The 20,549-nt window shown below is 67.1% G+C and carries 32 protein-coding genes; 1 reads left to right on the top strand and 31 read right to left on the bottom strand.

The features are described from left to right. Positions 1-111 precede the first annotated feature (111 nt). From rpmJ to gdhA, 28 genes are all read right to left on the bottom strand, one after another. Positions 112-225 carry a 50S ribosomal protein L36 gene (gene rpmJ / locus WJ438_RS16920; RefSeq protein WP_003974245.1) on the bottom strand — a complete coding sequence of 38 codons (114 nt, stop codon included), beginning with the start codon at positions 223-225 and terminating at the stop codon, positions 112-114. A gap of 66 nt (positions 226-291) precedes the next feature. Continuing rightward, complete coding sequence (gene infA, locus WJ438_RS16925) at positions 292-513, bottom strand: translation initiation factor IF-1 (protein WP_003948620.1); 222 nt, start codon at positions 511-513, stop codon at positions 292-294. Positions 514-956: 443 nt separating this feature from the next. Then, positions 957-1,793: a type I methionyl aminopeptidase gene (gene map, locus WJ438_RS16930; RefSeq protein ID WP_406725997.1), complete on the bottom strand. Its 837-nt coding sequence runs from the start codon at positions 1,791-1,793 to the stop codon at positions 957-959. 128 nt (positions 1,794-1,921) lie between these two features. Further along, positions 1,922-2,575 (bottom strand): adenylate kinase, encoded by a 654-nt coding sequence (locus WJ438_RS16935; RefSeq protein ID WP_406725998.1) that lies wholly within the window; start codon positions 2,573-2,575, stop codon positions 1,922-1,924. Then, the gene (secY, locus tag WJ438_RS16940) at positions 2,575-3,888 is read right to left on the bottom strand and encodes a preprotein translocase subunit SecY (RefSeq protein WP_406725999.1); all 1,314 of its coding nucleotides are present in this window, start codon (positions 3,886-3,888) and stop codon (positions 2,575-2,577) included. The genes WJ438_RS16935 and secY overlap by 1 nt, the downstream gene beginning before the upstream one ends. Before the next feature lie 240 nt (positions 3,889-4,128). Then, positions 4,129-4,584: a 50S ribosomal protein L15 gene (rplO, locus tag WJ438_RS16945; RefSeq protein WP_023547373.1), complete on the bottom strand. Its 456-nt coding sequence runs from the start codon at positions 4,582-4,584 to the stop codon at positions 4,129-4,131. Between the two features lie 2 nt (positions 4,585-4,586). After that, positions 4,587-4,769 (bottom strand): 50S ribosomal protein L30, encoded by a 183-nt coding sequence (gene rpmD / locus WJ438_RS16950; RefSeq protein ID WP_109381506.1) that lies wholly within the window; start codon positions 4,767-4,769, stop codon positions 4,587-4,589. 2 nt (positions 4,770-4,771) lie between these two features. After that, positions 4,772-5,377, bottom strand: a complete 606-nt coding sequence (rpsE, locus tag WJ438_RS16955) for a 30S ribosomal protein S5 (protein WP_406726000.1) — start codon at positions 5,375-5,377, stop codon at positions 4,772-4,774. A gap of 41 nt (positions 5,378-5,418) precedes the next feature. After that, positions 5,419-5,802, bottom strand: coding sequence for a 50S ribosomal protein L18 (gene rplR, locus WJ438_RS16960; protein ID WP_406726001.1), 384 nt, complete (start codon positions 5,800-5,802; stop codon positions 5,419-5,421). Positions 5,803-5,805: 3 nt separating this feature from the next. After that, complete coding sequence (gene rplF, locus WJ438_RS16965) at positions 5,806-6,345, bottom strand: 50S ribosomal protein L6 (RefSeq protein ID WP_406726002.1); 540 nt, start codon at positions 6,343-6,345, stop codon at positions 5,806-5,808. A gap of 24 nt (positions 6,346-6,369) precedes the next feature. Further along, positions 6,370-6,768, bottom strand: a complete 399-nt coding sequence (rpsH, locus tag WJ438_RS16970; RefSeq protein WP_013001411.1) for a 30S ribosomal protein S8 — start codon at positions 6,766-6,768, stop codon at positions 6,370-6,372. A 238-nt stretch (positions 6,769-7,006) separates the two neighbouring features. Next, on the bottom strand, positions 7,007-7,192 hold the full coding sequence (locus WJ438_RS16975; RefSeq protein WP_003948630.1) for a type Z 30S ribosomal protein S14: 186 nt from the start codon (positions 7,190-7,192) through the stop codon (positions 7,007-7,009). 5 nt (positions 7,193-7,197) lie between these two features. Continuing rightward, positions 7,198-7,755, bottom strand: coding sequence for a 50S ribosomal protein L5 (gene rplE, locus WJ438_RS16980; RefSeq protein WP_406726003.1), 558 nt, complete (start codon positions 7,753-7,755; stop codon positions 7,198-7,200). Beyond that, positions 7,755-8,078: a 50S ribosomal protein L24 gene (rplX, locus tag WJ438_RS16985; RefSeq protein WP_406726004.1), complete on the bottom strand. Its 324-nt coding sequence runs from the start codon at positions 8,076-8,078 to the stop codon at positions 7,755-7,757. Before rplX ends, rplE begins: the two co-directional genes overlap by 1 nt. A gap of 2 nt (positions 8,079-8,080) precedes the next feature. Continuing rightward, positions 8,081-8,449 (bottom strand): 50S ribosomal protein L14, encoded by a 369-nt coding sequence (gene rplN / locus WJ438_RS16990; protein WP_003992364.1) that lies wholly within the window; start codon positions 8,447-8,449, stop codon positions 8,081-8,083. 108 nt (positions 8,450-8,557) lie between these two features. Then, on the bottom strand, positions 8,558-8,866 hold the full coding sequence (rpsQ, locus tag WJ438_RS16995; RefSeq protein ID WP_406726005.1) for a 30S ribosomal protein S17: 309 nt from the start codon (positions 8,864-8,866) through the stop codon (positions 8,558-8,560). Next, positions 8,866-9,090 (bottom strand): 50S ribosomal protein L29, encoded by a 225-nt coding sequence (gene rpmC, locus WJ438_RS17000; protein WP_003974259.1) that lies wholly within the window; start codon positions 9,088-9,090, stop codon positions 8,866-8,868. Before rpmC ends, rpsQ begins: the two co-directional genes overlap by 1 nt. Further along, positions 9,090-9,509 carry a 50S ribosomal protein L16 gene (gene rplP, locus WJ438_RS17005; protein WP_406726006.1) on the bottom strand — a complete coding sequence of 140 codons (420 nt, stop codon included), beginning with the start codon at positions 9,507-9,509 and terminating at the stop codon, positions 9,090-9,092. Before rplP ends, rpmC begins: the two co-directional genes overlap by 1 nt. A gap of 5 nt (positions 9,510-9,514) precedes the next feature. Continuing rightward, a complete protein-coding gene (gene rpsC, locus WJ438_RS17010) occupies positions 9,515-10,345 on the bottom strand; it encodes a 30S ribosomal protein S3 (protein WP_406726007.1) in 831 nt (276 codons plus the stop codon). Continuing rightward, complete coding sequence (gene rplV, locus WJ438_RS17015; protein WP_003974262.1) at positions 10,345-10,692, bottom strand: 50S ribosomal protein L22; 348 nt, start codon at positions 10,690-10,692, stop codon at positions 10,345-10,347. The genes rpsC and rplV overlap by 1 nt, the downstream gene beginning before the upstream one ends. Positions 10,693-10,735: 43 nt before the next feature. Continuing rightward, positions 10,736-11,017 (bottom strand): 30S ribosomal protein S19, encoded by a 282-nt coding sequence (gene rpsS, locus WJ438_RS17020; protein WP_003948639.1) that lies wholly within the window; start codon positions 11,015-11,017, stop codon positions 10,736-10,738. 12 nt (positions 11,018-11,029) lie between these two features. Next, positions 11,030-11,866 (bottom strand): 50S ribosomal protein L2, encoded by an 837-nt coding sequence (rplB, locus tag WJ438_RS17025; protein ID WP_406726008.1) that lies wholly within the window; start codon positions 11,864-11,866, stop codon positions 11,030-11,032. 53 nt (positions 11,867-11,919) lie between these two features. Next, entirely contained in the window at positions 11,920-12,339 is a 420-nt protein-coding gene (gene rplW, locus WJ438_RS17030; RefSeq protein ID WP_406726009.1) for a 50S ribosomal protein L23, read from the bottom strand. Continuing rightward, positions 12,339-13,007 (bottom strand): 50S ribosomal protein L4, encoded by a 669-nt coding sequence (gene rplD / locus WJ438_RS17035; RefSeq protein WP_406726010.1) that lies wholly within the window; start codon positions 13,005-13,007, stop codon positions 12,339-12,341. Before rplD ends, rplW begins: the two co-directional genes overlap by 1 nt. An 8-nt stretch (positions 13,008-13,015) precedes the next feature. Further along, positions 13,016-13,660 (bottom strand): 50S ribosomal protein L3, encoded by a 645-nt coding sequence (gene rplC, locus WJ438_RS17040; RefSeq protein WP_406726011.1) that lies wholly within the window; start codon positions 13,658-13,660, stop codon positions 13,016-13,018. 18 nt (positions 13,661-13,678) lie between these two features. Then, on the bottom strand, positions 13,679-13,987 hold the full coding sequence (gene rpsJ, locus WJ438_RS17045; protein WP_003948644.1) for a 30S ribosomal protein S10: 309 nt from the start codon (positions 13,985-13,987) through the stop codon (positions 13,679-13,681). A gap of 930 nt (positions 13,988-14,917) precedes the next feature. Further along, a complete protein-coding gene (locus tag WJ438_RS17050; RefSeq protein WP_406726012.1) occupies positions 14,918-15,250 on the bottom strand; it encodes a cupin domain-containing protein in 333 nt (110 codons plus the stop codon). Between the two features lie 105 nt (positions 15,251-15,355). Beyond that, complete coding sequence (gene gdhA, locus WJ438_RS17055) at positions 15,356-16,714, bottom strand: NADP-specific glutamate dehydrogenase (protein ID WP_406726013.1); 1,359 nt, start codon at positions 16,712-16,714, stop codon at positions 15,356-15,358. A 336-nt stretch (positions 16,715-17,050) separates the two neighbouring features. On the opposite strand from gdhA, the gene WJ438_RS17060 reads away from it, so the two are divergent. Then, complete coding sequence (locus WJ438_RS17060) at positions 17,051-18,508, top strand: FAD-binding oxidoreductase (protein ID WP_406726014.1); 1,458 nt, start codon at positions 17,051-17,053, stop codon at positions 18,506-18,508. 13 nt (positions 18,509-18,521) lie between these two features. Here WJ438_RS17060 and WJ438_RS17065 read toward each other — a convergent pair whose 3' ends face one another. The 3 genes from WJ438_RS17065 to WJ438_RS17075 form a co-directional block, all read right to left on the bottom strand. Further along, complete coding sequence (locus WJ438_RS17065) at positions 18,522-18,731, bottom strand: DUF397 domain-containing protein (protein ID WP_406726015.1); 210 nt, start codon at positions 18,729-18,731, stop codon at positions 18,522-18,524. Beyond that, entirely contained in the window at positions 18,728-19,603 is an 876-nt protein-coding gene (locus tag WJ438_RS17070; RefSeq protein WP_406726016.1) for a helix-turn-helix domain-containing protein, read from the bottom strand. The genes WJ438_RS17065 and WJ438_RS17070 overlap by 4 nt, the downstream gene beginning before the upstream one ends. Before the next feature lie 445 nt (positions 19,604-20,048). Then, positions 20,049-20,468: a hypothetical protein gene (locus tag WJ438_RS17075; RefSeq protein ID WP_406726017.1), complete on the bottom strand. Its 420-nt coding sequence runs from the start codon at positions 20,466-20,468 to the stop codon at positions 20,049-20,051. Between the last annotated feature and the right edge of the window lie 81 nt (positions 20,469-20,549).

The following is a 20,549-nucleotide window of genomic DNA, read 5'->3' on the forward strand; positions in this document are numbered from 1 at the left end:
CTCCGAGCCCGGGGGTGTCGAGCCGCGAGGCTCGGGGTCTGCGTATGAACATGTGTTGCTCGCGTCGCGCGAAGTTCCGCGGAAGTCGCAGAGGGTGGTTCGTGCTGCGGGTCAGCCCTGGCGCTGCTTGTGGCGCGGGTTGTCGCAGATGACCATGACCCGGCCGTGACGGCGGATCACCCTGCACTTGTCGCAGATCTTCTTGACGCTCGGCTTGACCTTCATGGGATGTGAAGTTCTCCGGGCTCAGTGCCCCCGCACCACGGGGAGACGGGGGCAAGATCTACTTGCTCACTTGTACCGGTAGACGATCCGGCCACGGGTCAGGTCATACGGAGAGAGCTCCACCACGACCCGGTCGTCAGGGAGGATACGGATGTAGTGCATACGCATCTTGCCACTGATGTGTGCCAGGACCTGGTGGCCGTTCTGGAGCTCAACCTTGAACATGGCGTTCGGAAGAGACTCGACGACAGTGCCCTCGATCTCGATGGCACCTTGCTTCTTGGCCACGCTTCGCCCTTCGAATCGACTACCTTGATCGACTCCGCTGCGCACCGTGATCACATGCAGGCATGCGGATGCACAAGAGCCGACGAGTCAGTCTACGTCAGGGCATCCGGAAAGACGAATCGAGGGAGTCTGCCCCACCCATGAGGTCCTTAACCCGCGGGCTTCCGCAAGCACCCGGGCTCACTCCGGGGGATCGGGTGCGGCCGTGATCCCGTCCTCGGCGAGCTTCGCCCTCCCGCCGTCCGGAGCCGTCAGCACCAGCGGCCCCGCCCCCGTCAGCGCGACCGAGTGCTCCCAGTGCGAGGACCAGGTGCCGTCCGTCGTGATGACGGTCCAGTCGTCCCCTCCTGGACGCCCCCCTCGCGGGCTCGGCGCCCGGGGCGCCTCACAAGCCTCGAGCGGCTGCGCCGGCCTCCGACCGGCGGTCGCGGCGAGGGCCGTCGTCAGGCGAGCGGGTCCGGAGCCGCCGTGATCCCGTACTCGGCGAGCTTCGCCCTCCCGCCGTCCGGAGCCGTCAGCACCAGCGGCCCCGCCTCCGTCAGCGCGACCGAGTGCTCCCAGTGCGAGGACCAGGTGCCGTCCGTCGTGATGACGGTCCAGTCGTCCTCCAGCACCCGCGTCTTCGCGGTGCCCAGCGCGACCATCGGCTCGATGGCGAGGCAGAAGCCCGGGACCAGCTTGGGCCCCTTGCCCCGGCGGCGGTCGACGTAGTTCAGCAGATGCGGGTCCATGTGCATCTCGGTGCCGATGCCGTGGCCGCCGTAGTCCTCGATGATCCCGTAGCGCCCGCCGCCGGGCTTCGGCTGCCGGCGGATGTAGGTCTCGATGGCGCGGGAGACGTCGACCAGCCGGTTGCCCTGCTTCATGGCCGCGAGGCCGGCCCACATCGACTCCTCGGTCACCCGGGACAGCTCGACCAGCTCCGGCGCGTGCCCCGACCCGACGAAGGCGGTGTAGGCCGCGTCGCCGTGCCAGCCGTCGATGATGGCGCCGCAGTCGATGGAGATGATGTCCCCGTCCTTGAGGACGACCTCGTCGGAGGGGATGCCGTGGACGACGACCTCGTTGACCGAGGTGCAGATCGTCGCGGGGAAGCCGCCGTAGCCGAGGAAGTTCGGCTTGGCGTTGTGCTCGGCGAGCACCTTGCGGGCGACCTGGTCCAGATCCCTCGTCGTGGCCCCGGGCACGGCCGCCTCACGTGTGGCCGCGTGGATGGCGGCGACCACCAGCCCCGCCTCACGCATCTTGGCGATCTGCTCGGGGGTCTTGATCTGCACCATGAGGGCTACGGCCTTTCTGGACCGGAGAGAGTACGGACATCGTCAACGATACGGGGAAGCCGTCCGCCCCTCCCCCGCGCACACGTCGGCCGCGGCCCCCGCAGGGGACCGCGGCCGGACGCGCGCAGTCACTGATCGCGGTTGAGCGCCTCCAGCGCACGCCCGGTGACCTCGTCGACCGGGCCCAGCGCCGAGATCGTCACCACGAGGCCCTGGGCCCGGTAGTAGTCGATGATCGGCTCGGTCTGCGTGTGGTAGACCTCCAGCCGGGTGCGCACCGTTTCCTCGGCGTCGTCGTCGCGCTGGTACAGCTCGCCGCCGCAGACGTCGCAGACGCCCTCCTGCTTCGGCTTGCTGTACGTCATGTGGAAGACGTGGCTGGAGTCGTTGCGGCAGATTCGCCGCCCGGCGATCCGCTTGACCACCTCGGCCTCGGGGGCCTCCAGGTCGAGCACCGCGTCCAGTGTGATGCCCTCGGTCTCCAGCAGCTCGTCGAGCGATTCCGCCTGGGAGACGTTCCTCGGGAATCCGTCCAGCAGGAAGCCGGCCTCGGCGTCCGGCTGCTCCATACGGTCCTTCGCCATGGCGATGGTGACCTCGTCCGGTACGAGGTTGCCCGCGTCCATGTACGACTTCGCGAGCTTGCCCAGCTCGGTCTGCCGACTGATATTGGCGCGGAACAGGTCGCCCGTGGAGATGTGGGGGATGCTCAGCTTCTCGGCAAGGCGGGTGGCCTGGGTGCCTTTGCCAGCACCGGGCGGCCCGACGAGGACGATTCGCATCAGCGGAGGAACCCTTCGTAATTGCGCTGCTGGAGCTGGCTCTCGATCTGCCTCACCGTCTCGAGACCGACACCCACGATGATCAGGATGCTGGTCCCGCCGAACGGGAAGTTCTGGTTTGCCCCGAAACCGGCCAACGCCATCGTCGGCACGAGAGAGATCAGACCCAAGTACAGCGAACCCGGCCAGGTGATCCGGTTGAGTACGTAGCTGAGGTACTCAGCGGTCGGTCGGCCAGCCCGGATGCCCGGGATGAAGCCACCATACTTCTTCATGTTGTCGGCGACTTCTTCGGGGTTGAAGGTGATCGCCACATAGAAGAAGGCGAAGAACACGATCAAGAAGAAGTAAAGAATGATGTGCGCCGTTGCTCCCGTGTCGGCGAGGTTCTTCGTGACCCATGTCGCCCAGCCCGCGGTGGAGCTGGAGAACTGGACGATCAGCGCCGGAATGTAGAGCAGCGACGAGGCGAAGATGACGGGGATGACGCCCGCCTGGTTCACCTTGAGGGGAATGTAGGTGGACGTACCGCCGTAGGAACGGCGGCCGATCATGCGCTTCGCGTACTGCACGGGAATCCGGCGCTGGGCCTGCTCGACGAAGACGACCAGGCCGACCATGACCAGGCCGACGAGCATGACCGTGCCGAACTCGATCCAGCCGTCGGCCAGGTTGCCCTGCTCCTTGATGGCCCACAGGGCGGAGGGGAAGGTCGCGGCGATCGAGATGAACATCAGGATCGACATGCCGTTGCCGATGCCGCGGTCGGTGATGAGCTCACCGAGCCACATCACGACGGCCGTACCGGCGGTCATGGTGATGACCATGGTGATGGTCACGAACATGGACTGGTCGGGGACGATCTGGTTCGCCACCGGGCAACCCTGGAAGAGGGCGCCGCTGCGGGCGGTGGCCACCAGGCCGGTGCCCTGCAGGATGGCGAGCGCCACCGTCAGGTAACGGGTGTACTGCGTGATCTTGGCGGTACCGGCCTGGCCCTCCTTCTTCAGGGCTTCCAGGCGCGGGATCACCACGGTCAGCAGCTGCAGAATGATGCTCGCCGTGATGTACGGCATGATGCCCAGCGCGAAGATCGTGATCTGCAGCAGCGCGCCGCCGCTGAACATGTTGACCAGTCCGAACAGGCCCTGGTTCGCCTGGGCCGCGTCGATACACGTCTGTACGTTGCGGTAGTCGACACCAGGGATCGGGATGTTCGTACCGATCCGGTACACCACGATGATGCCGAGTGTGAACAGCAGTTTCTTGCGCAGGTCGGGCGTCTTGAACGCCCGGGCGAACGCGGTGAGCACGGTGCCTCCTGCGACCCCCGCGCAACCGCGTCAAGGGTGATGGTCGTGAGATTCCGATGAGGACGAATACGTAACGGACAACTTCCCTCCGGAGTGCCCGAGTGGGGCGCCCGGGGAAAGTGGGCAGTGCAGGTCACCTTACCGGCGAGACCACCGCCCTTGGAACGACCAACCGGGGATACCCCAAATGTGGGGTATCCCCGGTCGGGATCGTTCAAGTCATCGGCACGCCTGAGTGGTTCAGACGAGCTCGGTGACGGTACCGCCGGCGGCGGTGATCTTCTCCTTGGCGGAGCCGGAGACGGCGTCGACCGTCACCTGCAGCGCCACGGAGATCTCGCCCTGGCCGAGGACCTTGACGAGGCTGTTCTTGCGAACGGCCCCCTTGGCCACCAGACCCTCGACGGTGACCTCGCCACCCTCGGGGTAGAGCGCGGCCAGCTTGTCGAGGTTCACGACCTGGAACTCGGTCTTGAACGGGTTCTTGAAGCCCTTCAGCTTCGGGAGACGCATGTGGAGCGGCATCTGGCCACCCTCGAAGCGCTCCGGAACCTGGTAACGGGCCTTGGTGCCCTTCGTACCACGACCGGCCGTCTTACCCTTGGACGCCTCACCACGACCCACACGGGTCTTGGCGGTCTTGGCGCCCGGGGCGGGACGGAGGTTGTGGATCTTGAGCGGGTTCTGCTCCGCCATGATCAGTCGACCTCCTCGACCGTCACGAGGTGGCGGACGGTGTGCACCATGCCGCGGAACTCGGGGCGGTCCTCCTTGACGACCACGTCGTTGACCTTCTTCAGGCCAAGCGAACGCAGGGTGTCACGGTGGTTCTGCTTGCTGCCGATGTAGGACTTGACCTGCGTAATCCTGAGCTGCGCCATGATTACGCACCCGCCCCGGCACGTGCGCGGAGGAGAGCCGCGGGGGCCACGTCCTCGAGCGGCAGACCGCGGCGGGCCGCGACCTCCTCGGGACGCTGCAGGCCCTTCAGGGCCACCACGGTCGCGTGCACGATGTTGATCGCGTTGTCGGAGCCGAGCGACTTCGACAGGATGTCGTGGATACCGGCGCACTCGAGCACGGCACGCACCGGACCACCGGCGATCACACCGGTACCCGGGGCAGCCGGCTTGAGCAGCACGACACCGGCAGCCTTCTCACCCTGGATCGGGTGCGGGATGGTGCCCTGGATGCGGGGGACCTTGAAGAAGTGCTTCTTGGCCTCCTCCACACCCTTGGCGATGGCGGCCGGCACCTCCTTGGCCTTGCCGTATCCGACACCTACGGTGCCGTCACCGTCGCCCACCACGACCAGCGCGGTGAAGCTGAAGCGACGACCACCCTTCACTACCTTGGCGACACGGTTGATCGCGACGACGCGCTCAACGTATGCGGTCTTGTCGGCGGCAGCTGCGCCGCCGTCACGGCCCTTCCGGTCCCGCCGCTCGCCGCCACCGGCACCGCCACCGCGGCGCTGGGGTCCAGCCATTGGAATTACCTCTCTCTGTTTCCGCTAGCTACGGAACCGGCTCAGAACTTCAGTCCGGCTTCGCGGGCGGCGTCCGCCAGGGCGGCGATGCGCCCCGCGTACTGGTTACCACCACGGTCGAACACGACGGCCTCGACACCGACGGCCTTGGCGCGCTCCGCGACCAGGGCACCGACCTGCTTGGCCTGCGTCGACTTGTCGCCGTCGCCACTGCGGATCGACGAGTCCAGAGTGGACGCCGACGCCACGGTGTGGCCCTTCAGGTTGTCGATCACCTGCGCCACGATGTGGCGGTTGGAGCGGGTCACGACCAGGCGAGGACGCTCGGCGGTACCAGAGACGTTCTTGCGGATCCGAAGGTGACGACGCTTGATAGCGGCACGCTTGTAGGCGTCGCCCTTGAGGATCTTCTGCCCGTATGCCATGGCTTACTTACCCGCCTTTCCGACCTTGCGCCGGATGACTTCGCCCTCGTACTTGACGCCCTTGGCCTTGTACGGGTCGGGCTTGCGCAGCTTGCGGATGTTCGCCGCAACCTCGCCGACCTTCTGCTTGTCGATGCCCTCGACCGAGAAACGGGTCGCGGACTCCACCTTGAAGGTGATGCCCTCGGGGGCCTCGACCAGAATCGGGTGGCTGTAACCGAGAGAGAACTCCAGGTTCGAACCCTTGGCGAGCACGCGGTAACCGACACCGCTGATCTCGAGCTTCTTCACGTAACCCTGGGTCACGCCGGTGATCATGTTCGCCACCAGCGTGCGGGACAGGCCGTGCAGGGCCTTGTTCTGACGCTCGTCGTTGGGGCGGGTGACGCTGAGCACGCCGTCCTCACCCTTGGCGATCTCGATCGGCGCCGCCACGGTGTGGGTCAGCGAGCCCTTCGGGCCCTTGACCGCGACCGTGCGACCGTCGATGGTGACGTCCACGCCGGCGGGAACCGCGATGGGGAGCTTGCCGATGCGCGACATAGCTGTTTCCTCCGTTCCCTTCTGCTACCAGACGTAGGCGAGGACTTCCCCACCCACGCCCTTCTTGCCGGCCTGCTTGTCGGTGAGGAGCCCGTGCGACGTGGAGATGATCGCCACGCCGAGGCCGCCCAGCACCTTCGGCAGGGAGGTGGACTTCGCGTACACCCGGAGACCGGGCTTGGAGATCCGCTTGATGCCCGCGATGGAGCGCTCACGGTTGGGGCCGAACTTCAGCTCCAGGACGAGGTTCTTGCCGACTTCGGCGTCCTCGACCTTCCAGCCCGTGATGAAGCCCTCCTGCTGGAGGATCTCCGCGATGTGAGACTTGATCTTGGACGCCGGCATCGTCACAGAGTCGTGGTACGCCGAGTTCGCGTTCCGCAGACGCGTCAGCATGTCTGCGATCGGATCAGTCATGGTCATGAATTGGCCTTCGGCCTCTCTCGCCGTGGTTTCCTGGTGCGCCATCCCTCTCCCCGATCCGAGACGGGACGGGTGCGGCGCGGTGGACCTACGGCGTAGTAAGCAAACATGAGCGGGTGTTGCCCGCGTGCTTCGGGGCACGGCAGGTGCCCAACCCCACAAGCCTAAGCCATGTGGAGCGGGCCTCCCGCCGATTCCCGTTGCTTACCGAGAGTCCTGGGAGTCCGGAACTACCGGATTACCAGGAACTCTTGGTCACGCCCGGCAGCTCGCCACGGTGAGCCATCTCACGAAGGCACACGCGGCACAGGCCGAACTTGCGGTACACGGAGTGCGGGCGACCGCAGCGCTGGCAGCGGGTGTAGCCGCGCACTCCGAACTTGGGCTTGCGAGCAGCCTTCGCGATGAGAGCCTTCTTCGCCATCTCGCTCACGCCTCCTTGAACGGGAAGCCGAGGTGACGGAGAAGGGCACGGCCCTCTGCGTCGTTGGTCGCCGTGGTGACCACGGTGATGTCCATACCCCGGACACGGTCGATCTTGTCCTGGTCGATCTCGTGGAACATGACCTGCTCGGTGAGACCGAAGGTGTAGTTGCCACGGCCGTCGAACTGCTTGGGGGACAGACCGCGGAAGTCGCGGATGCGCGGCAGCGCGAGCGACAGGGTGCGGTCCAGGAACTCCCACATGCGGTCGCCACGGAGCGTGACGTGGGCACCGATCGGCTGACCCTCGCGCAGCTTGAACTGCGCGATGGACTTGCGGGCCTTGGTGACGGCCGGCTTCTGACCGGTGATCGTGGTGAGGTCGCGCACGGCGCCCTCGATCAGCTTGGAGTCGCGGGCGGCGTCGCCCACACCCATGTTGACCACGATCTTGACGAGGCCGGGAACCTGCATGACGTTCTCGTAGGAGAACTCCTCACGCAGCTTGCCCGCGATCTCCTCGCGGTACTTCGTCTTCAGACGCGGAGTGGTGGTGGTCGTCATCAGATGTCCTCACCCGTCCGCTTGGCAACGCGGATCTTGTTGCCTTCGTCGTCGAAGCGGTAACCGACGCGAGTCACGACCTTCTGGCCGTCCTTCTCCACGACGAGCTGAACGTTGCTCACGTGGATCGGGGCCTCGGTGGTCACGATCCCGCCGGCCTGCGAACCGCCGGCGGTCGGAGCGGCCTTGGTGTGCTTCTTGACCCGGTTGACGCCCTCGACCAGGACGCGCTCCTCGCGCGGGTAAGCGGCAATGACCTTGCCCTGCTTGCCCTTGTCCTTGCCGGTGACGACCTGGACCAGGTCACCCTTCTTGATCTTCATGCTCACAGCACCTCCGGCGCGAGGGAGATGATCTTCATGAACTTCTTCTCGCGCAGCTCTCGGCCGACCGGGCCGAAGATACGGGTGCCACGGGGGTCGCCGTCGTTCTTCAGAATGACGGCGGCGTTCTCGTCGAAGCGGATGTACGAGCCGTCCGGACGGCGACGCTCCTTGACGGTGCGAACGATGACCGCCTTGATGACGTCACCCTTCTTCACGTTGCCACCGGGGATCGCGTCCTTGACGGTGGCGACGATGACGTCGCCGATGCCCGCGTAGCGGCGACCGGAGCCACCGAGCACACGGATACAAAGGATTTCCTTCGCCCCCGTGTTGTCGGCGACGCGCAGTCGCGACTCCTGCTGGATCACGTCTATCTCCTGAATGTCTGCCGGTTCCCCGGGGGCCGCTCACCTGCGTGAGCGAACGGCCCCCGGAGCCTGGCGGAACTGTCCTGCGAGGGGTGCCCCGCAGGAGACTTACTTGGCCTTCTCGAGGATCTCGACGATGCGCCAGTGCTTCGTCGCGGACATCGGCCGGGTCTCCATCAGGAGGACACGGTCGCCGATGCCGGCGGCGTTCTGCTCGTCGTGGGCCTTGAGCTTGCTCGTGCTGCGGATGACCTTGCCGTACAGCGCGTGCTTCTTGCGGTCCTCGACGGCGACGACGACGGTCTTGTCCATCTTGTCGCTGACGACGATGCCTTCACGGCTCTTGCGGAAGCCCCGCTGCGAACCCGCGGCGGAGCCGCTGTCGTGTGCAGTGTCAGTCACGTTGTTCTCGCTCATCAGGCGCTCTCCACCGTTTCGATGCCCAGCTCACGCTCGCGCATCAGGGTGTAGATCCGCGCGATGTCCTTGCGGACCGCCTTGAGACGGCCGTGGTTCTCAAGCTGCCCGGTCGCCGCCTGGAAGCGGAGATTGAACAGTTCTTCCTTGGCCTCGCGGAGCTTCGCCAGAAGCTCCTCGTTGCCCAGCTCGCGCAGCTCGGACGCCTTGGTACCGGCCGACATCACGCTTCACCTGCCTCGCGCTTGACGATCCGGCACTTCATCGGCAGCTTGTGGGCCGCACGGGTCAGCGCCTCACGGGCGATCTTCTCGTTGGGGTACGACAGCTCGAACATGACGCGTCCGGGCTTGACGTTGGCGATCCACCACTCCGGAGAACCCTTACCGGAACCCATGCGGGTCTCGGCCGGCTTCTTCGTCAGCGGGCGGTCCGGGTAGATGTTGATCCAGACCTTGCCGCCACGCTTGATGTGGCGGGTCATGGCGATACGAGCAGCCTCGATCTGGCGGTTCGTCACGTACGCCGGGGTCACCGCCTGGATGCCGTACTCGCCGAACGCAACCTGCGTTCCGCCCTTGGACATGCCGCTGCGGCCGGGGTGGTGCTGCTTGCGGTGCTTGACCCTACGGGGGATCAGCATGTCGGTCAGGCCTCCGTTCCGGTGCTCTCAGCCGGAGCGGCGGCAGCGGGAGCCTCGGCCTTGGGGGCCTCGGCAGCCGGAGCCTGCTGCGGCTTACGACCGCGCCCGCCACGCTCGCCACCACGGCCACCACGGGCCGGGCGGTCGGCGCCGCCACGAGCCGGGCGGTTGCCGGCGCGGGCAGCGGCGTTCTCGGCGCGGACCTCGGCGATGTTCTTGACGTCGCCCTTGTAGATCCAGACCTTCACACCGATGCGGCCGAAGGTCGTCTTGGCCTCGAAGAAGCCGTAGTCCACGTTCGCGCGGAGCGTGTGCAGGGGCACACGGCCCTCGCGGTAGAACTCCGAGCGGGACATCTCGGCGCCGCCGAGACGGCCACCGCACTGGATCTTGATGCCCTTGGCGCCCGCCTTCATCGCCGACTGCATGCTCTTGCGCATGGCACGGCGGAAGGAGACGCGGGAGGAGAGCTGCTCGGCGACGGCCTGGGCGACCAGCTGAGCGTCCGTCTCGGGGTTCTTGACCTCGAGGATGTTCAGCTGGACCTGCTTGCCCGTGAGCTTCTCGAGGTCGCCGCGGATGCGGTCGGCCTCGGCGCCGCGGCGGCCGATGACGATGCCCGGACGCGCGGTGTGGATGTCCACCCGCACACGGTCACGGGTGCGCTCGATCTCCACCTTCGAGATGCCGGCGCGCTCCATGCCGGACGTCATCATCCGACGGATGGCGACGTCTTCCTTGACGTAGTCCTTGTACAGCTTGTCGGCGTACCAACGCGACTTGAAGTCGGTCGTGACACCGAGCCGGAACCCGTGCGGGTTTACCTTCTGGCCCATTACCGGGTTCCTTCCTTGCTGCTGACGACCACGGTGATGTGGCTGGTCCGCTTGCGGATCCGGTAGGCACGGCCCTGGGCGCGCGGCCGGAACCGCTTCAGGGTCGGACCCTCGTCGACGTACGCCTCGGAAATGAAGAGGCTGTCGGCGTCGGTGTGGTCGTAGTTGTGCGCGGCGTTGGCAATGGCGCTGTCCAGCACCTTGCCGACCGGCACGCTCGCGGCCTGCGGGGCGAAACGCAGGACCGCCTGAGCCTCCGTGGCATCCATGCCACGGATGAGGTCCACCACACGGCGGGCCTTCATGGGCGTGACGCGGATGTACCGCGCCTGGGCCCTGGCTTCCATGGTTGTCCTTCCAGTGTCTGTCATGGTCATTCCACTCCGCCCTTTAGCGGCGCTTCGACTTCCGGTCGTCCTTGACGTGACCCCGGAAGGTGCGCGTCGGCGAGAACTCGCCGAGCTTGTGGCCGACCATCGACTCGGTGACGAACACCGGAATGTGGGTCTTGCCGTTGTGCACCGCGATCGTGTGGCCGAGCATGGCCGGGACGATCATCGAGCGACGGGACCAGGTCTTGATGACGTTCTTGGTGCCGGCTTCGTTCTGGACGTCCACCTTCTTGATCAGGTGGTCGTCGACGAAGGGCCCCTTCTTCAGACTACGAGGCATCTCAACCCGTCCTTAGCGCTTCTTGTTCGTCTTGCGGCGGCGGACGATGTACTTGTTCGACGCCTTCTTGGGCGCCCGAGTACGGCCTTCCTTCTGGCCCCACGGGGACACCGGGTGGCGACCACCGGAGGTACGGCCCTCACCACCACCGTGCGGGTGGTCAACCGGGTTCATGACCACACCACGCACGCTCGGGCGAACGCCCAGCCAGCGCTTACGACCGGCCTTGCCCCAGCTGATGTTGTTCTGCTCGGCGTTGCCGACCTCGCCGACGGTGCCGCGGCAGCGGACGTCGACCAGGCGGATCTCACCGGACGGCATGCGCAGGTGGGCCATGGAGCCCTCCTTCGCGAGCAGCTGCACCGAGGCGCCGGCGGAGCGGGCGAACTTGGCGCCGCCGCCGGGACGCAGCTCGATGGCGTGCAGCGTCGTACCGACCGGAACGTTGCGCAGGGCAAGGTTGTTGCCCGGCTTGATGTCGGCCTCGGGACCGTTCTCGACGCGATCGCCCTGGCTCAGGCCACGCGGCGCGAGAATGTAGCGCTTCTCGCCGTCCGCGTAGTGCAGGAGCGCGATGCGCGCGGTGCGGTTGGGGTCGTACTCGATGTGCGCGACCTTCGCCGGCACGCCGTCCTTGTCGTGACGACGGAAGTCGATCACGCGGTAGGCGCGCTTGTGTCCGCCACCCTGGTGGCGAACGGTCACACGACCGGAATTGTTACGGCCGCCCTTGCTGTGCAGGGGACGGACCAGCGACTTCTCCGGCGTGGACCGCGTGACCTCGACGAAGTCGGCGACGCTGGAGCCACGACGGCCCGGGGTCGTCGGCTTGTACTTGCGGATACCCATTGTCTCTCAGTCCTCGGAAGTTTGTTCCGAAATCTGGACGCTCCGGACCTCCGTCAGGAGGTCGGACCGCCGAAGATGTCGATACGGTCGCCCTCGGCGAGGGTCACGATCGCGCGCTTGGTGCCCACGCGCTGGCCGAAGCCGGTACGCGTGCGCTTGCGCTTGCCCTGGCGGTTGATCGTGTTGACGCCGGTGACCTTGACCGAGAAGACCGCCTGCACGGCCTCCTTGATCTCCGTCTTGTTGGAGCCCGGAGCGACGATGAACGTGTACTTGTTCTCGTCGATGAGCGCGTAGCTCTTCTCCGACACGACCGGCTTGACCAAGACGTCACGGGGGTCCGTGAACGACTTGCTCACCGGGGTGACGACGGTGTTCTTGCCTTCGGTGGCGTGGCGACGCGCCTTCTTGAGGCGCGCCTCCTTGGCCTTCTTCGCCGCCTTGGAGGCGATGGAGGGGTGACGGATAGCCATCAGACCTCGCTCCCTTCGTTGTCGTTGGCCTTGTTCGGGCCGGCGACGAAGGACTCGAAAGCGGCCTTGGTGAAGACCACGTCGTCCGAGACGAGAACGTCGTACGTGTTCAGCTGGCCCGGCTCCAGGATGTGCACCTGGGGCAGGTTGCGGGCGGACAGCCACGCGGCCTCGTCGGCGCGGTCGACGACCAGGAGCAGGTTCTTGCGCTCCGAGATCTTGCCGAACAGCGTCTTGGCGGCCTTCGTGGAGGGGGTCTCACCCTCGATCACGCCGGTGACGACGTGAATGCGGTCGTGGCGGGCCCGGTCGGTGAGGGCGTGGCGCAGGGCCGCGGCCTTCATCTTCTTCGGGGTCCGCTGCGAGTAGTCGCGCGGCTGCGGGCCGTGGACGATGCCACCGCCGGCGAACTGCGGCGCACGGGTCGAACCCTGACGGGCGCGGCCGGTGCCCTTCTGGCGGTACGGCTTCCTGCCGCCACCACGGACTTCACCGCGGGTCTTGGTCTTGTGCGTGCCCTGGCGGGCAGCGGCCAGCTGAGCGACGACGACCTGGTGGATCAGCGGAATGCTGACCTTCTCCACGTCGAAGATCTCCGAGGGGAGCTCGACGGTACCGGCCTTGTCGCCCGCCGGCGAAAGGATGTCAATGCTTGTCGCAGTACTCATCGCTTACCTCAGGCCCCCTTGGCCGCGGTGCGGACCAGGACGAGGCCGCCGTTCGGACCGGGAACCGCGCCCTTGATGAGCAGCAGCCCCTTCTCCGCGTCAACGGCGTGGACGGTCAGGTTCTGGGTGGTGACCCGCTCGTTGCCCATGCGGCCCGCCATGCGCTGGCCCTTGAACACACGACCCGGGGTGGCACAGCCGCCGATGGAACCGGGCGTGCGGTGCACGCGCTTGGCACCGTGCGAGGCGTTGTTGCCCTTGAAGTTGTGGCGCTTCATGACGCCGCTGAAGCCCTTGCCCTTGCTCTTCGCGGTCACGTCGACCTTCACGCCGGCCTCGAACACCTCAGCGGTGACTTCCTGGCCCAGCGTGTACTCGGAGGCGTCCGCGGTGCGGATCTCGACGAGGTGGCGACGGGGGGTGACGTCGGCCTTGGCGAAGTGACCCTTGAGGGGCTTGTTCACCTTGCGCGGGTCGATCTCGCCGAAGGCGATCTGCACGGACTCGTAGCCGTCGGCGTCATTCGTACGGACCTGGGTGACGACGTTGGGCCCGGCCTTGACGACGGTGACGGGAACAACACGGTTGCTCTCGTCCCACACCTGCGTCATGCCGAGCTTCTCGCCCAGGATGCCCTTGATCTGCTTGGTCATCTCTCAGATCACCGGCCCTCAGAGCTTGATCTCGATGTCGACACCGGCCGGGAGGTCGAGTCGCATCAGAGAGTCAACGGTCTTGGGAGTCGGGTCGAGGATGTCGATGAGGCGCTTGTGCGTGCGCATCTCGAAGTGCTCGCGCGAGTCCTTGTACTTGTGCGGCGACTTGATGACGCAGTACACGTTCTTCTCAGTGGGCAGCGGCACCGGGCCCGCGACCGACGCACCAGTACGCGTCACCGTCTCGACGATCTTCTTCGCCGAGGAATCGATGACCTCGTGGTCGTAGGCCTTGAGCCGGATGCGGATCTTCTGTCCCGCCATGGCTGCTTCGTAGTCCTGTCTCTAGAAAACGCTCCGGAACCCGGTGTTCCCACTCTCCCCTCCGACCCACGCGGTCGGGCGTGTCGCGCTCCCGTTGACATGAATGTCCCTTGGCGGAACTTCCCTGTCGGGGAGTGCGGACCCTTCCGGAACCGCGGATGGGGGCGAGAGGCCCACCGGGCGCCTGGTCTGCACCCCGCTGACGCTTCCCGGAAGATTCCCGTACGTCCGCCCCTGCACCTCTCGGTGCAATGCGTGGGACGACGAGTACTGTGGGACTCGCTTCCGGTCCCCCCGGCGGGAGGCGCGCAGCATCGGCACTCGACCGAGCAACCCCGCTAGTTTGCCACACGGGGTGCGGGGCTGGCCAATCGAAGCGGAGAGAATACCCCGGGCGTGACGCAACTCAAACCCGGGGCGCGCGTCCGCCTCCGATGACCAAGAGGAAGCCACCGGCTGGATCCTTCCGGTGAGTCCTTGCATCGCTTCGTCGGGCGTGGGGGCCGGCGGCCGGACACCGCCCGTGCCGGCGCAGAAGTCCCGCTCCCGGACCAGGCGGCCCAGCCTCGTCGTAGATGACGTACTCCCCTGCGGAGCCCTGCCGGCTGGTCACCGAGGTGACGCGCAGCTCGCCGTCGCAGGCGAACCGTACCCGTGAGGCACGTGTCCCGGTGCGGCGCCGACTCCGGGTGCTGCCGCAGGCGTTCACTCACCACCCGGTGGATCGGGTCGTCCCGCGGCTCCGGCCGCACGTCGCCCTCCCACCAGGAATCCGGCGCCTTGATCCGGAAACCGCCTCGCTCGACGGTCGGCGTCTCCAGGTGGCGGACCATGGCGCCGGCCTCCCCGTCCACCCGATCACCTGTGCGGACATCGTGCCATTGCGCGAACCGCTGGGGAGGCCAACCCCACCGGAACCCCGAGACCGCCTCAGCCCCGCTTGGCGACGGTGAGGACCACCGCCGCGTCCTCCAGTGCCTCCAGGGCGTGGCGGGCCTGTGGGACGACGAGCAGGTCTCCGGTCTGGCCCTCCCACGACGTGTCGCCGCTGGCGAGGCGGACCCGACCGCGCAGGACCAGCAGGGTCGCCTCGCCGGGGTTCTCGTGTTCGGCGAGGGAGGCGCCGGCGGTGAGGGCGAGGAGGGTCTGGCGCAGCGTGTGTTCGTGGCCGCCGTAGACCGTGCTCGCGCTGCGGCCGGTGGTGGAGGCGGTGGCGCGTTCGAGCTGCTCGCGGGCGAGGGTGTCGAGGGAGAGTTTCTGCATGTGTCCGAGTCTCCACGGCCGGGTCGCGCGAGGCCAGGGCCATGTGGGGTAGTCCCCCGGTCCGGTGGGGGAGGACCTCGACCCTCCCCCACCGGACCGGCACCGTCAGATGACTCCCTGCGCCAGTACCGCGTCCGCGACGCGCTCGAAGCCGGCGATGTTCGCGCCCGTGACGTAGTCGCCGGGAGCGCCGTAGCGGTCGGCGGTCTCGGCGCACGTGCGGTGGATGTCGGTCATGATGCGGGCCAACTCGTTCTCGACCTGGTCGGCCTTCCACGTCGTGCGGGACGCGTTCTGCGTCATCTCCAGCGCGCTGACCGCCACCCCGCCGGCGTTCGCGGCCTTGCCGGGCCCGAAGGCGACTCCGGCCTTCTGGAGGAGCTGCACGGCATCCGGCGTCGTCGGCATGTTCGCGCCCTCCGACACCGCCTTCACGCCGTTACGGATGAGCACCGCGGCGGCGTCCGCGTTCAGCTCGTTCTGCGTCGCCGACGGCAGGGCGATGTCGGCCGGGACCTCCCAGACCCGCCCGCCGGGCACGAACCGCGCGGAGGCGCCACGCCGCTCGGCGTACGCGCTCACCCGGCCGCGCTCGACCTCCTTGATCTGGCACAGCAGCTCGACGTCGATGCCCTTCTTGTCGAAGACGTAGCCGCTGGAGTCGGAACAGGTCACCGGGTTGGCCCCGAGGGCCGTCAGCTTCTGGATGGTGTAGATCGCGACGTTTCCGGATCCGGAGACGACCGCGGTCTGGCCCTCCAGGTCCTCGCCACGCTCACTCAGCATCGCCTCCGCGAACAGCACGTTGCCGTATCCGGTCGCCTCCGGCCGTATCAGCGAGCCGCCCCAGCCGGCGCGCTTGCCGGTCAGTACGCCGCCCTCCCAGCGGTTGGTGATCCGCCGGTACTGGCCGAACAGGTAGCCGATCTCACGGGCGCCGACACCGATGTCGCCCGCCGGTACGTCGGTGTACTCACCGATGTGCCGGTACAGCTCCGTCATGAACGACTGGCAGAAGCGCATGACCTCCGCGTCGCTGCGGCCCTGCGGGTCGAAGTCGCTGCCGCCCTTGCCGCCGCCGATGCCGAGCCCGGTCAGCGCGTTCTTGAAGACCTGCTCGAAGCCCAGGAACTTGATGATCCCGAGGTTCACCGAGGGGTGGAAGCGCAGACCGCCTTTGTACGGGCCGAGGGCGCTGTTGTACTCGATCCGGAATCCCCGGTTTACGTGAACACGCCCCTGGTCGTCCTGCCACGGCACCCGGAAGATGATCTGCCGCTCCGGCTCGATGAGCCGCTCGACGAGCCCCGGGTCCGCGTACTCCGGACGCGCCGAAAGCACCGGCCCGAGGGTGTCCAGCACCTCACGTGCGGCCTGGTGGAACTCGGGTTCGGCCGGATTCCGGCGCAGGATGTCGGTACGCAGACGGTCCAGCGAGGTGTGGAAGTCGGGTCGTGAAGTCACGGAGTCCCTTTCTGGCGCGGCTGACACCGGTACGGGCCCGGTGATGGGCGCGCGGCGCCATTGCCTCGCGCAGGACGGTGACCGCCTCGGGGGTTCTCGGTACGGCAGTCGACCCTTCAGTGTTACTCATGTGTTAAGCGGAAGGCCAAGGGCCTCGCATGATTGTCCGCTATTCGAGACCCTGCGTACGCAGCGCGGGACGGCGGCCCCGGTCCGAGCGGGGAGGGCCCACGGCCGGATGCCGCCGCCCTCGGCAACTGGCCACACGGTGCGCGGGGAGCTCGGATGGCACCTCGTCCCGTCAGGCGTGATGCTGAAAACCGGGAGGTGATCCCCATGAGCGGGAGCCACAGCCACAGCAGTACGCCGATCAAGAGGGAGGAGGGGGAGCGCGGCGGGCAGGCGGACGTTCCGGGCTCCCTCGTGGACGCGTTCGCCTCCAGGTTGCGGGGGCGGCTCATCCGGCCCGGGGAGGCCGACTACGAGCCGGCACGAGAGCTCTGGAACGGCATGATCGACAGGCGCCCGGCACTGGTGGCCCGGTGTGCGGGCGACGAGGACGTGGTCGCCGCGGTCGACTTCGCCCGCGACAACGAGATGCTCGTCGCCGTGCGCGGGGGCGGACACGGCGTCGCCGGTCAGGCGGTCTGCGACGGTGGTCTGGTCATCGATCTGTCGGGGATGAGAGGTGTCGAGGTCGACCCGGAGGGGCGGAGGGCGGTCGCACAGGGTGGCTGCACGTTGGGGGACGTCGACCGGGAGACTCAGCGTCATGGGCTTGCCACTCCGTTGGGCGTGGTGACGCAGACGGGGGTAGCCGGCCTGACCTTGTCCGGGGGAATAGGCTGGCTCCGGCGTAAACACGGGCTGAGCTGCGACAATCTCCTGTCCGCACGGGTTGTCACCGCTGACGGGCGCCTCCTGGTCGCCGACGGGAGCCAGAACCAGGACCTCTTCTGGGCGATCCGGGGCGGTGGCGGCAACTTCGGCGTCGTCACCTCGTTCGAGTACCGCCTGCATCCCCTCGGGCCGGAGGTCTTCCTCTGCTTCGTGTTCTACCCCGCAGCCGCCACCAAGGAGGTGCTGCGGGCCTGCGAGCACTACCTGTCCCAGAGGCCGGACGACTTCGCCCCGATCGGCATCCTCGGGAAGGTCCCGGAGGCAGAGCCCTTCCCGCCCGAGGCACACGGGAAGAGCTTCGCAGCACTGCTCGCGCCGTACCCGGGCGACCCGGCGGACGGCGAGCGGCTGCTACGGCCGCTGCGAGAGATCGCCGACCCGATCTGCGACCTCAGCGGCACCATGCCCTACACGGAAGTCCAGGCGATCCTGGACGAGGACTACCCCGACGGCTGGCGCTACTACTGGAAGTCCGTGAACGTGCCCGAGCTCGGCGACGAGCTGATCGAGCGGCTCGCCGAGCACGCCGCCGCGGCGCCTTCGCCCCAGACCACCATCGACGTCTGGTACCAGGGCGGTGCCATGGCCCGTGTCGGCGAGGAGGAGACCGCCTTCGCCAACCGCGACGCCCCCTACCTGCTCGGAATCGAGGCGAACTGGGAGGCGGAAGCCGACTCGGCCGAGAACATGGCCTGGGTACGCGACACCTTCGCCGACCTGAGTTCGTTCTCCACCGGGGGCCTCTACCTCAACTTCCCCGGCTTCCTCGAGGAGGGCGAGCAGCTCCTGCGCGAGGGCTACGGCACGAACTACGAACGGCTCTCTGCAGTCAAGGCGAAGTACGACCCCACCAACCTCTTCCACCTCAACGCGAACATCAGGCCGAAGAGTTGAGGGCGGGCGATGGTCAGCTTCCCGAGGCGTACGTCAGGAAGTCCACCCACGCGCTGCGGGTGACCGCGAACTGGGGGCCTCCCGTGTTCTTGGAGTCACGGACGTGCACCGCGTCCAGCGTGGTCGCGACCTCAACGCACTCGTTGCTGTTGCTGCTGTCGCTATAGCTGCTCTTGAACCACCGCAGCCCCGAGCCGTCCTCAGCAGACGTTTTGCGGATCATGTCTCTCCCAGCACTTGCTCGATGAAAGCCAGCGACTCCCCTGGCGAGAGAGCCTGAGCCCGGATGATGCCACACCGCAGTTCCATGATCCGTAGATGCTTCCATTCCGAGACGGGACGGCTACCGAAGTCCCCCTCGGCTCGACCAACTGCCGTACCGTCGGCGAACTTGAGCACCTGGATCTCGCCTCCCATGCCAGCATGGACCGCACGGTCGATCGGCATCACCTGGATCTCAACGTTCCGCATTTGACCGAGTTCCAGGAGGTGTTCCAACTGGCGGCGCAGCACCATTTTTCCCCCGAGTGGCCGCCTGAGCGTCGCCTCTTCTTGGACAAAGCACAGTTCCGGAGCCGGGTCCCGCTCAAAGATCGTCTTACGGGCCATACGTGCACTCACCAGCCGCTCCACTTGGTCCTGCGAGTGCGCCGGCCGCCGCATCTCGAACAGCGTCCGCATGTAGTCCGCTGTCTGCAACAGACCGTGAAGGTTGTGGGTGCCGTACGCGGTCAGCTCGACAGCCTGTGCCTCCACACGAGCCAAGTCCCGCACTTTCTTCGGGTACCGGACCCTCTTCACATCCTCCCAAGCCGCCGAGAGCAACCCACCCGCTCCCAACACCTCGTCAGCCCTGTCCAGATACTCCTGCCGAGGAATCCGCTTCCCGCCCTCGACCTTGTAGACCAGGTCCTCCCCGTACCCGACCGCCGCCCCGAACTCGCCGGCCCGCATCCCCACCGCCTCGCGCCGCAGCTTCAACTGCCGCCCCACCGTGGTGATGACCGCGACGCCCCACTCGTCGTCCGGATCGACCTCCCACCCCGGCTCGTCCGCCTCGCTCCTGAGCTGTACCGCCTCGCCGTCCACCGTCATGCCGCGCCCCTCCGTCGTCCCGCGCCGTACCGCGACGCCCTACCCGTACCAACCGCCCCGACCGTCCGGACAGCACCGGACAACCGACGGACAGTTACCGTACGTAGCCACCTCGTCACAACTCACGCTAGATCGCGACAGGAGCCCCCGGCAGAGCCGAACGCACAATTCACACGTTCGAGATCACCGCAGCACACCGGCCCACCTCAGCCGACGTCCCACCCTCTGCACGCACCCCCTCGAAACCGCGGGCACTTTCCCGAGAAGTGCTCACGCGGCGCACACCTGATGCCCCTCGCCGACCGGGCCTGCCGCACCGGCCGCCACCGCTCGGCCGGTGAAGGTGAGCCTGCCGTCCTCCACCGGCCGATACAGGTGCCCGTCACCGTGGTTCGGGCGTGATGCGCGCCTGGCACTCAGCACTCAGGCCGTGCTTCACGGGGTGTCAGTCGGGGACTTGGATGTCCGCCGTCCAGCGGACGTTGTCCGAGGTTTCGACTCGGAAGCGTCCCTTGCGACCCTCGACCAAGTCGAGCTGGTTGACGTTGATGCGGACCTCGGTACTGGGGCAGTCGACGGTGAACTCGCCCACGGTGTCGATGGCCAGCGTGAGCTTGCCCGTACCGGTGTCAGCGACGCAGTCGGCGTTGACCCAAGAGATCCCCTCCGGGAACCGGACGGAGCCCAGATTCCAGTCACCGCTCCGGGGCCCTCCGGCAGCCAGTCGGTGATGGCCCGGCCGCTGCTCCGGTGCCGTGAGCTCGGCCGGCGAGGCGGAGGAGGATGAGGCGCTGGGAGTGGGAGACGTCGTCTTCGGGCTCGTGTTGGTACACCCCAGCGACGTCGCCAGTGCGGTGACAGCCACTGCGGACAAGGAGCCCTGACAGACACCCAGGGGCGTGTCACGACGGTGGGAGCGGCGTGGTCATCGTGTGCGTAACATCGT

Origin of the sequence: Streptomyces sp. GD-15H (genome assembly GCF_045291515.1) — a bacterium.
In the GTDB taxonomy this organism is placed as follows: Bacteria; Actinomycetota; Actinomycetes; order Streptomycetales; family Streptomycetaceae; genus Streptomyces.